Consider the following 11,457-nt stretch of genomic DNA (forward strand, 5'->3'; position numbering starts at 1 on the left):
ACCCTGAGCTAAACATGAAAGCAAAGAATCCAGGGGGAGTCGGTGGCTGGGGACTATAGAAAGGGCATGCGGGAACAAGGGTGTTGTGTCCAATACCCACTTTGTTCCATATCATGCACGTCTCCACGTCACCCTAGCGATTCTCACTCCCATGTCTCAACGGGTCAAGCCCTATCATTCCTTCGTCACATCTAACTAAGGGGTGGAGGTCGGTTTTTCTAACGGAACGGGTCCGAGCCCTTTTGCGCAACGTCTCCCGATACTCCGTGCTTCTTGTCATCCTGCGAATGCATCAACTGGTGAAATAACGCTCTTAAGCCGCTTGCGGAAACACTTTAGCTGAACTGTATGCTTCGTTGCTCTTTGCCAGACTGACGAGCATTCGAGCCACTTTACCGCATAGTTTCATAATGGATTTCATTTTCTTGAGCTTTTTCACATCGACATTGTAGTGGTGCAGGGCTCTAACATCCGGATTAGTCATAACCATGCACATCGTCATGAGATAAAGGAAGCGCCGGAGACGAGGGCGGCCACGCTTGCTAAGTACCATTTTTCCACGCCATTTCCCTGAGCTGGCTTCAGCCAGGTTAAGACCTGCATGTCGAAGTAAAGCATTACCGTGAGCATAGCCACTCAGATCACCGGCTTCACCTAAAATACCGGCTAAGCTGATTGCATTACACCTTGAATAGCAAGCATCTTCTTCGCATAAGGGATGCGCTTAAGAACGAGTTGGAGTTCATTTTCGATTTGCTCAAGCTGACGTTGGGCCAGGTCGTATTCTTCGAGTAATTGACTTAAGTGCAGCTTGTAGGCGTGCAAAGCCTGTGTAGCGCCAACGCTGCGTTTAGCCAATGCGATGAGCTGCGCGGCTCGCTGCAAACCCGCGTGACGTTTCACATATTGTTTCCAGCCGGCTATGACTTGCTCGGTTGTTAAACGGCTAATTTCTGTAGGAAGAGGAAAGAGCCTTAATGTGGCAATGCTACTTGTGCAGGTTAAGATTTTAAAGACTTGCCGCAGTTCCGGGAACACAATATCTACCCAGCGATGAATCTGGTTAACAGCGCTATTAAGCCGTTTGGTAACCGTGTCTCGGTTGGCCATGAGAATTCGCAGTTCCTTGTAGGCTTCCGGATTGAAACGTACGGGGGAATAGTAGCCGTTTTTGACCATATCTGCGATGACAAGCGCGTCCTTACGGTCGCTTTTAGAGGGAGTATTGTCCCGATTTTCCTTGTTCTTTTTGACGAGGTGGGGATTCACAAGAACCGCCTCAATCTCTTGCTCTGAAAACCAGCGAGCCAGACTCAGCCAGTAGTGGCCGGTAGGTTCCATACCTACAATAACTTTGCTCAGTTTGTAAGATTTGAGTAGATCTCGAATCCAGCGGCTGAACAGCTGAAATCCCTCGTCGTGGTTGCCAAATTCCAGCGGCGATCCTAGAGCAATTCCCCGAAAGCTGACCGCACGGGCGACGTGAGTCTCTTGGGCAATATCTACGCCGACAACCAGATGCGATGAGGAAATGTTTTCAATGAGTTGATTTTGCTTGTCTTGAGCTTTAAACTTCATAGTAGAGCGACCTCCTAGATGGTGAGATTAAAAGGGCTGTAGACCCGTTTCCAACTCCCATGTTACAGAGGCGCTCTTTTTTGTACAAAGTCCAAATTATTCATTCTACAGGAATTCTAACGGGAAACTATAGCTCAATGAAGACATTTGAAGGCAGCTGACCAAAAGCCAGCTGCCTTTTTCCTAACGGGTAGAGTTTAATTAAAACCGTTTTTTATTTTACTCAATCAATTCATTTCGACTAGAATTAGATTATTTTAGAATTTTGAATGGAGTTGAAGATTAAACAGCTATTCAATCACGATATTTTAAAACAAGCAGCAGAACTATACGGTATTTGCAAAAACTCGATGATCGAATTAAATGGGTTTCAAAACTTCGTTTACTCTGGGATAGTCGGAGATCGTGAAGTGATTTTAAGAATTGCTCATGTCACACATCGGAATGAATTATTAACTAGAGCGGAATTAGATTTTATCATGTTCCTGGCTGATTGCGGAATGAAAGTAGCGAGGCCTATTCAGTCTTTATCAGGTGATCTAATTCATATAATTTACGAAACCTTTGTTGTGACAGCTTTTGAGAAAGCCCCCGGCAGAAATGCTGTAATAGCCGAGGAGAGTAATACAATTTATGAAAATATCGGCCAAATGGTTGGGAAAATACATAAGTTTTCACTTAATTATTCGTCCCAACATTCACGCTATGAGTGTGATAATAATGCTCTATTAGCTTCATTTAATAAGTATTGTCCGTTAGAATACACAATAACTTTGATCGTTTAATGACTGAAGTTAACGATCTACCGAAGGAAGGCCTTATTCAAGGGGATATTAGCCCTGGCAATTATCTTAATGACAAGGATAAAGCCTTTATAATTGACTATGGCGAGACGGAATATAGCTGGTTTGTTTCTGATATTGCTACACCATTATCTTACGAAATCCCGATTCCGTGGGTTGTGTCTGGTGATGTAAGGAAAGAGATTGCAAAGCTTTACTATAGCAACTTCTTAAACGGCTATTGTAAGGAAAAATGATGACTTAAAGTCATAAAAATTAGGCATGCTAAATCTTGAGCTTGTTGCCCTCTTTCATACGCCCGGTTACTTCTTGCTCTTCGCTTGTTATTCTTCTCCATTGGCTTTGTTTTCCCCATGCGCTTAAAACAGTTTGGTCTATCACGGGTATAACTTGTATAAGTTAATTTGTTCAATAACTTCGTCATTTGAATGATTCTCTTTATAGATTTTCATGAAGTAATTTAATACATTTTGACTGAATGAAGAAGTAGAATCCACTTTTGGGTGTGCATTAATAACTAACAGTTTGCTCATTTAAGTTCCTCCATTTTGTTTTTAGTTTGTACATCAAAGAAGACAACCGTAGGAAGATATCAGTGACAATGATCAATAAAAAATTTAGGATTGCCTTTCAAACAAACGGACAGCTCCTTGAAGTTTGTCCGGATTTATAAAATCCGTATTTCATCCCTTTAGTACCTCTTTTTACAGATAACGATATTGAATGGAGATGAGAAAAGAATGGAAAGTTAGAATGCATGGGATAGAGAGGATGAACCCCCGCAAGTCACCATAAAAGAGGGCTGCACCGTTTCATGGAACCCTCTTGCCGCTCACGCAGAAGATCCATCTACCTTGCTGGCGAGGATTTGAACTTTGTTTGGAACGAGTACGAGGTTACTCGTTTTGAGGAAATGTGGAACCAAAGGAGGGGGCTATAAGAAATCGCCAGCCTGCTTCAGCGTGATCCGGATGAGGTGGCCGTGCTTATTATCGACCGGATAGACAAGGGCACATAAAGCCCCAGAACTGAAGGGAGGAGAAGACTATGGACAACGAGGAAAAATTCAAATTGATCCGGCGTATCATTGATCAATGTAAAAATTACCCTGCCTGTCCACACAACTTACCTTCTCATCACGGACTTGAGGAACTTTACAAATGGAGGAGGAGCCAGGTCGATATGATATGGCTAGGACATTTTTTAGGTGAATTTGAGCGAAAGGAGAGGGTTATGGGGCCGTATCGTAAAGACCAGCATGTCATGAGCTGATCCGCAGCCTGGAGCCGTATGCGGCGGGGACTTCAGTTCACGTAGCGAATGCGGCTGTCCTAATGGCTTCCGAACGAGCCAGCGTAATTACCGGCGATGTGGCCAATGTGACCTGCGACGAAATCGTCGACTGATGGGTAAAGAAGCATCTTGCAACTATCGTGCAGGAACTTACAATATATGTTAGTATAGATTAAATTAGATTTCGTATTAGGGAGGAGGGGGAATCTATGGTGGAACCAACTGATCGTCGGAGACGCCATGCATGAGTGGCCACTACGCGTCGTATTATGGAGCCTTGTCAGAGGAACACATGACGTGGAAGCCGCACGTGAAATCGATGACGCTCGGCGGGCTGGCCACTGATAAATCTGCTGAACTGGCAAGTCGCGATTTTTCTTTACTCAGTTGGATCTTTCGACGTGCCTCTCAGGAGAGAACCTTTGGAAAGACGCGAAGACGTGCTGGAGGAATTCGACGCGAAAGTCATCAAGCATGAAAAGCTGTTAGCCGAGTGCGACGAAAAAGGGCTCGGCGAGGAATAGACCTTACAAAACGGGGACCATATCATCCTGCGTCAACCGCGGGCGATAGTGCTTCACACCTTCGGATTAAGCCACATGGTACCACCGGGCGCAGCTCGGGGTTTATTTACGGCTTCTTGGTATTCCGGTGCCGGGCCTCTACGGTCCCTCGGCTGCGAGGAATGGCAAAATGTTTATGACTTTTTTTGGAGCGCTTTGGGCTGCTATTGGTATTATTGGTTCCCATGAGCTTGGAGCTCCATGGTTACTTGTTTTTTCGGGTATTGTGACTTTAATCTTACTGATCGGAGCCGTTTCGCTTTTTGGTAAAGCTCGCAACATGAACGATGCTGTTACACCGAAAGAGAGGGAACAATGGAAAAAAATAAATCGAAAATTTGGTTTGATCTTTGCTCTAGAAGGTCTTGCGATCTTAATTGCAAGTGTGATTTGTAACATATTCAATCATTTTGAAGCCTTTTTCCCTATCATGGCTATCATCGTTGGTATTCATTTTTTTCCTTTAGCTCGATTGTTTCGTGAAAATTTTTATTATGGTACAGGTGTAGTTCTATGTATTTTAGGTATTATTACTTTCCTCTTACCAATTAATGCCACCCTTAGCGGTATATCCCTGATTGCGACATCTACTTTTATCGGTTTTGGCTCTGCATTGACGCTATGGGTGACAGGCTTGAGAATCTGGATATCCATACTCCAACAAATATAATAAAGAGCGATAAGTGAACTGCACCCACTTGTTCGAAAAACTAACAATTGGGAGGTGCAGTTTTTTATTATGACCAAGTATTTACCCTGTAATAACCTTTACATGAGCTTCTTCATCTTTTCTTCATCATCAGCATAACGTCCGCAAGCGGTGATGGACTTTTTGTGAACAACCAAACCGCAAGTGAGCTCGAACAGGATATCCATAACATTTTACGGCAGTTGAAATTGAAGACTGGGCAACTACCAGAAAAGGATTAATCTAACCCCGTGCTTCCAAAAGGAGCGACATACCGGTGCTCCGTGGCCATTGTAGTCCAGATGGGTTCGTGACACCATGGCCTTAACGACCTCACTCACCAGCGGTAAAGAAAATCGACTCAACTAATTTTTCATTATGGATTGGACTTTTTAACCAGAAGGCTGTTGGTAAATTCCGAACTGTTTACGAGGCATGGCGAAACCCGAAATGCGTTCAGCCTAGCAGGCCCTTTGGAGGGTTCTGTGTTAAATAATCAAATTTTAAGAGAGAGAAGCATGGATAATGTAGTTAAAAAAGGGCTATTCTTCAGAAATCATTCCAACCAAATGTGAATAAAGTTCATTTGAGTATAAGGGTACGCCTGCGGGGTAATAATGTAACTATCTCCCTAAAGTTGGAAGGTACGTTTGCAGATTTTCCTCTAAGTTTGGGTTGACAGGGAGATTACAACAGGCAGGGTGAGGAGCAGAGCTCCTCACCTTTTTCGCGGAACCAATCAGGGAGGGACATGGGGGGATACCGGCAAAAGGAGCCATTGCACGGACATCAACCAATATCAAAAATGGTGCAGTTTCGCCTTTGTCTGGTGTCATCCATGGCATTGTTGGTTCTGCTGGTGCTCATTTTGTTCGCACCTTAAGCATCGGAGATCCCACTTGCTAGCATGGCTCCAATACTGATGCTCGTCGCTTGGAATATGAGTGAAAGGAAAGAATTCGCTCACGTTTTGAAAACCAAAAAGAGCGATTGATTCCATTATCCTCCTCATTACCTTTTTGTTAACGGGCTTTACGAATTTAACGATTGCAGTTGACGTCGGATAGATCTTAGCTGTTCTTCTATTTGTGAAACGTATGAGTGACAGCTTGCTTGTTTTTCCAAAGTAATGCCCGACCCTACAGCCAAAAATGAGAAAGTGAAAGCCCATATGGTAACCGAAGGTCATGATTGTCCACATATCGGAAATTACACCATTAAAGGTCCCCTTTTCTTTGGCGCGGCGAACATGTTTGAAAAATCCATCATGGATACGATTCATTTGAGACCAAAAGTATTAGTTCTACGCATGGGATAAGTACCCTTAATGGATACAACAGGCGAATCAAATCTGGCTAGTTTAGTAAAGCATTTCGAAAAGTTTGGCGGATTGGGGCCGAACATTTTTTTTGGGCATACCGGTGAGGCTCTTAACTTTGCTCTTTCGCAACTGGACTTAAATAAGTGTCTGGACTGTAAGCAATTCGCATTCCGTGAATGTACCTCATTATCGAACAAAGGGCCTCAACAAGAAGTGGCCAAGAACTTGAAGCCAGATCCAGCAAGGACATAACCTACGATGCGTTTCCAGTCTTCATTCCCAATACGAGATGTTTAGCTCTTAATATGCTTAAATGTTGGGAAACCATCGAGCCTTGACTCTTATAAACATGATTGAAGCAATAAGAAAGAGGGCCACCATCCCCCCAATGCATTATAAAAAATTTAAGGTTGGGGGAGGGAGAACCATCTTTAGGTTGTTTTCGCCATAGCCATAATAGTAATGGCAATTGTCATCTTATCAAGTCGCAGTCAAACCGATGATAGTTAATCTTCTTTAGGAGGAAACGGTATGAGGTATGTTTCTTATCTATCTCTTGATTTTTTTAGTAGCAGATTTTATTATATGGGTAATAATTTGGGTAACAAGTAAGGCACTGTTTTCGTCTGCCAATTAATAATATGGTATTTTGGAACAAAAATATTTGCGGAAACAACCAGCCCGGATTAATTCAGCATTTGCCGTAATCCCGGATTTTGACGTCGACATAAATGCTGATAATCAGATTAGGAGAATACCTCCTACCACTTCAGCTGTCCCATACCCTTGGGGTCTTCTGCCTCCAAAAAATTATTTCTAGTCTACATATCTCTTTGCATTATCTTTAAGCGAGGAGGAGTAGGCACGTTGTTAAGATAAGACTCCAAAACCATGATTCTTTACTTATCTTCATTTCAAATAATGGTAGCCCCCTTCTCAAAAATAAAAACAATGTTGCGGACTGTACCATTGACCTGCATGGGGGTAACACTATGCAGTCTCCATCCTTCTAAGAACATTTTATTTAAATATTCTTGGATCTCCCATTCTGTGGCATCGATTAGTAATTTTGAAACTTCCACCTTATATGGTTCTCTTTCCATTTGGATCCTCCTACATATGATGTTTCATTTTAATATATACTGGACATGCAATCGTAATTTATTGTAAGTGGGTATTGTAATTGAGACGGATTAGTGTTTTCTTGGCTTACGGAGGAATCTCTGCATTTGGAAAATTCGCTTTTAGAATTTGTTCTAGATTACCTATTGTGGTTTCGTATGAGCCATTATCGTTTCCGAATTCTCCATTATTTTCAATCGTACCCTCTTTAATTTGGTCGAAACTTAAAGATTCCAATTCATAGCCTTCTTTAGATCGTTAACGGTTAATCGAAGCCTTTTCATATTACAACTTTCCATCTGTATAACAGGAATGGCTCCACTAATAGTTTTTCAGCTAAATTACATTTTATCGAGACCCATTCGTTAAGATAAAGGACTACTAAAAAGTAGCAGCAAACCAGAATTGAACTTGCGAGCCCTTTTCCCGCAACTTGAGAACCAAGAAGAGTACCTTATGTAAATCCCAACTTGCAGAATCGTCATTTGTGAGATGGACTTGCGACCACTTTTCTCAAAAATAATATTTCTACAATTTAATATCGTTAGGAAATTCATACCTCTTCCCCTTTATACAATTTATATGTACATTATTTCCAATATCCAGATAAGTTACTCTAGTCACATTGAAGCTCCAACCATGTTTATAACTCATTAAAGGAAGGGTGAACTTGACGATTGTTTCTCGAGACACTGAAAATTACCACCCAAAGTGAGATGTACCAAAATGAGGTACCATACCCTTTACCATAGATAAATTAACAAATATCTTGGACAAATATCGTCCTCATGTGACTTACTCTGCATCGATTAAAAATCCAAGCTCATAAAATCGGTATCTACAGGGCTGGGGGGCGGTGGCGGGATAGGATACATGTTTGGAGGGTCTAGCATCTTGATAAATTCACTTCTGATATTGGTCGTGGCCGATTGGTTGACGGGGTGGGGTGCGGCCTGGATTAACGGAGAACTGAGGAGTCGGAAAGGATACTACGGGATCGCCCGGAAGGTGACCATTTTCCTCCTGGTGACCATAACGCATTTTATCGATATGGCGCTGGGTAACTTGCAGCATTTTCAGAATGCCGTGATCTGCTTCTATATCGCGAATGAGCTTTTTAAGTATCCTGGAGAACGCTAGCAGGATGGGTATTTATATTGCGAAGGTATTGCTGTTGAGATGTTTGAAGCAAAAAGCGGAGAAGAAAAGGGGGATGAAAAAGGTGGCAACGCTTGAAGAAATCAAGGCGAGATCAGCGCCGGCGTTTCTCAATTTGAATCCTGCCTTGAAATACGCAGGCGAAAAGCTCATCGAGAGGTGCTATGAGCGCGGTGTCGAGATCAGGATCACATGGGGCTACCGATCGGCTGCTCAGCAACAGGAGATGTATAAGCAGGGCCGAACGGCGGCGAGCAAAGCCAAAGGCGAGAAAGTCGTTACGCAGGCCAAGCCTGGGGAATCGAATCACAATTACGGGCTGGCCGTTGACTTCGTGCGGATAAAGGGCCGCTATAATATGATTGCGGATATCGACCACGACGGCATAGCAGACTGGATCGAGGTCGTTACACAGGCAAAGCTGCTTGGTTCCGCATGGGGTGGTGACCGGAAGAGCTTCAAGGATTACCCGCATTTTGAAATGATGTTTCGGCCTGACAATTAAGCAGCTGCAGGCGGGCAAGTGTCCCACCGCGGCCCAGGAGCAAGCGGCATCGATAATATCAAGGCATTGGAGGCGGCGGAGTGTATGAGCAATGTAACGGAGCTCGAGGCAAAGGTTAAGGAACAGAACGAGGCGCTGCAAGGACTGGAGAAGCGCACAGCGGCCCTGGAACGGCTGGCGAATGTGACGGGTAACCAAACACCGCCGGAATAGTCACTGAAGGGGTTAAAGATAAATCCAAAAGACCTTATCGCACATTATGTGCTGGCAGGGTCTTTTTCTTTTACAGGTATAAAATAAACCAGTCTTATCCAAAATAAATGTGTGCATGCTCTGGCTGCACCTGCGTTCTCCTTTCTTGGGCCGTCCAATTGGGCGGCCTTTTTGTTTTACCATTCTTTGTAATATGGTAAAGTTTCGGGGAGAGGTGAAATAAATGAAAAATTCATGAAGCCACTGACTTCCCCAATGCATTTCCATACAGCCATGATAGAGCAGATCCCTGTGGCAGTGTTTATGGGTCAAGAGATGGTCGGCAGTGGGAAAATCATTGAAATCACAGATTACTCTGTAAAAATCGGCGATGAATTCTATGTGCGCGAAGCTTGCACGTTTAAATATGCAGTCTAAGCTATAAACCGTGTGAAGTATTAACTACGACTAGCTTAATGAAAGAAAGAAGCGCTGCCGCTGGCAATTGCTCCTTTTTCTGGAACTAACGTTCTCCGTTAGAATTCCTGTAGAATGAATAATTTGGACTTTGTACAAAAAAGAGCGCCTCTGTAACATGGGAGTTGGAAACGGGTCTACAGCCCTTTTAATCTCACCATCTAGGAGGTCGCTCTACTATGAAGTTTAAAGCTCAAGACAAGCAAAATCAACTCATTGAAAACATTTCCTCATCGCATCTGGTTGTCGGCGTAGATATTGCCCAAGAGACTCACGTCGCCCGTGCGGTCAGCTTTCGGGGAATTGCTCTAGGATCGCCGCTGGAATTTGGCAACCACGACGAGGGATTTCAGCTGTTCAGCCGCTGGATTCGAGATCTACTCAAATCTTACAAACTGAGCAAAGTTATTGTAGGTATGGAACCTACCGGCCACTACTGGCTGAGTCTGGCTCGCTGGTTTTCAGAGCAAGAGATTGAGGCGGTTCTTGTGAATCCCCACCTCGTCAAAAAGAACAAGGAAAATCGGGACAATACTCCCTCTAAAAGCGACCGTAAGGACGCGCTTGTCATCGCAGATATGGTCAAAAACGGCTACTATTCCCCCGTACGTTTCAATCCGGAAGCCTACAAGGAACTGCGAATTCTCATGGCCAACCGAGACACGGTTACCAAACGGCTTAATAGCGCTGTTAACCAGATTCATCGCTGGGTAGATATTGTGTTCCCGGAACTGCGGCAAGTCTTTAAAATCTTAACCTGCACAAGTAGCATTGCCACATTAAGGCTCTTTCCTCTTCCTACAGAAATTAGCCGTTTAACAACCGAGCAAGTCATAGCCGGCTGGAAACAATATGTGAAACGTCACGCGGGTTTGCAGCGAGCCGCGCAGCTCATCGCATTGGCTAAACGCAGCGTTGGCGCTACACAGGCTTTGCACGCCTACAAGCTGCACTTAAGTCAATTACTCGAAGAATACGACCTGGCCCAACGTCAGCTTGAGCAAATCGAAAATGAACTCCAACTCGTTCTTAAGCGCATCCCTTATGCGAAGAAGATGCTTGCTATTCAAGGTGTAATGCAATCAGCTTAGCCGGTATTTTAGGTGAAGCCGGTGATCTGAGTGGCTATGCTCACGGTAATGCTTTACTTCGACATGCAGGTCTTAACCTGGCTGAAGCCAGCTCAGGGAAATGGCGTGGAAAAATGGTACTTAGCAAGCGTGGCCGCCCTCGTCTCCGGCGCTTCCTTTATCTCATGACGATGTGCATGGTTATGACTAATCCGGATGTTAGAGCCCTGCACCACTACAATGTCGATGTGAAAAAGCTCAAGAAAATGAAATCCATTATGAAACTATGCGGTAAAGTGGCTCGAATGCTCGTCAGTCTGGCAAAGAGCAACGAAGCATACAGTTCAGCTAAAGTGTTTCCGCAAGCGGCTTAAGAGCGTTATTTCACCAGTTGATGCATTCGCAGGATGACAAGAAGCACGGAGTATCGGGAGACGTTGCGCAAAAGGGCTCGGACCCGTTCCGTTAGAAAAACCGACCTCCACCCCTTAGTTAGATGTGACGAAGGAATGATAGGGCTTGACCCGTTGAGACATGGGAGTGAGAATCGCTAGGGTGACGTGGAGACGTGCATGATATGGAACAAAGTGGGTATTGGACACAACACCCTTGTTCCCGCATGCCCTTTCTATAGTCCCCAGCCACCGACTCCCCCTGGATTCTTTGCTTTCATGTTTAGCTCAGGGT

The 11,457-nt window shown here is 44.1% G+C and carries 7 protein-coding genes and 5 pseudogenes; 9 read left to right on the forward strand and 3 right to left on the reverse strand.

Annotation, left to right across the window (positions count from 1 at the left end; translation table 11 throughout):
• Positions 1-313: 313 nt before the first annotated feature.
• Positions 314-1,578, reverse strand: a pseudogene (locus V3851_RS26440) (IS110 family RNA-guided transposase).
• A gap of 275 nt (positions 1,579-1,853) precedes the next feature.
• On the opposite strand from V3851_RS26440, the gene V3851_RS26445 reads away from it, so the two are divergent.
• Positions 1,854-2,363, forward strand: a complete 510-nt coding sequence (locus tag V3851_RS26445) for a phosphotransferase enzyme family protein (RefSeq protein WP_331849407.1) — start codon at positions 1,854-1,856, stop codon at positions 2,361-2,363.
• 303 nt (positions 2,364-2,666) lie between these two features.
• Here V3851_RS26445 and V3851_RS26450 read toward each other — a convergent pair.
• Positions 2,667-2,914, reverse strand: a pseudogene (locus V3851_RS26450) (NAD(P)H-dependent oxidoreductase); the annotation flags it as partial.
• Between the two features lie 514 nt (positions 2,915-3,428).
• Between V3851_RS26450 and V3851_RS26455 the strand changes: the two are divergent.
• From V3851_RS26455 to V3851_RS26470, 4 genes and pseudogenes are all read left to right on the forward strand, one after another.
• Positions 3,429-3,653, forward strand: a complete 225-nt coding sequence (locus tag V3851_RS26455; RefSeq protein ID WP_128630801.1) for a hypothetical protein — start codon at positions 3,429-3,431, stop codon at positions 3,651-3,653.
• 261 nt (positions 3,654-3,914) lie between these two features.
• A pseudogene (locus V3851_RS26460) lies at positions 3,915-4,352 on the forward strand (DinB family protein); the annotation flags it as partial.
• A gap of 15 nt (positions 4,353-4,367) precedes the next feature.
• Complete coding sequence (locus tag V3851_RS26465) at positions 4,368-4,907, forward strand: hypothetical protein (protein ID WP_178075695.1); 540 nt, start codon at positions 4,368-4,370, stop codon at positions 4,905-4,907.
• A 771-nt stretch (positions 4,908-5,678) separates the two neighbouring features.
• Positions 5,679-6,498, forward strand: a pseudogene (locus V3851_RS26470) (SulP family inorganic anion transporter); the annotation flags it as partial.
• Between the two features lie 662 nt (positions 6,499-7,160).
• On the opposite strand, the gene V3851_RS26475 reads toward V3851_RS26470, so the two are convergent.
• Entirely contained in the window at positions 7,161-7,349 is a 189-nt protein-coding gene (locus V3851_RS26475) for a DUF4177 domain-containing protein (protein ID WP_128630800.1), read from the reverse strand.
• Between the two features lie 913 nt (positions 7,350-8,262).
• Between V3851_RS26475 and V3851_RS26480 the strand changes: the two genes are divergently transcribed.
• From V3851_RS26480 to V3851_RS26495, 4 genes and pseudogenes are all read left to right on the forward strand, one after another.
• A complete protein-coding gene (locus V3851_RS26480; RefSeq protein WP_246061414.1) occupies positions 8,263-8,508 on the forward strand; it encodes a phage holin family protein in 246 nt (81 codons plus the stop codon).
• 4 nt (positions 8,509-8,512) lie between these two features.
• The gene (locus V3851_RS26485; RefSeq protein WP_246061406.1) at positions 8,513-9,031 is read left to right on the forward strand and encodes a M15 family metallopeptidase; all 519 of its coding nucleotides are present in this window, start codon (positions 8,513-8,515) and stop codon (positions 9,029-9,031) included.
• An 84-nt stretch (positions 9,032-9,115) separates the two neighbouring features.
• Positions 9,116-9,244, forward strand: a complete 129-nt coding sequence (locus V3851_RS26490) for a hypothetical protein (RefSeq protein ID WP_281281607.1) — start codon at positions 9,116-9,118, stop codon at positions 9,242-9,244.
• A gap of 635 nt (positions 9,245-9,879) precedes the next feature.
• Positions 9,880-11,144, forward strand: a pseudogene (locus V3851_RS26495) (IS110 family RNA-guided transposase).
• Positions 11,145-11,457: the final 313 nt, after the last annotated feature.

The organism is Paenibacillus haidiansis (assembly GCF_036553665.1).
Lineage (GTDB): Bacteria > Bacillota > Bacilli > Paenibacillales > Paenibacillaceae > Fontibacillus > Fontibacillus haidiansis.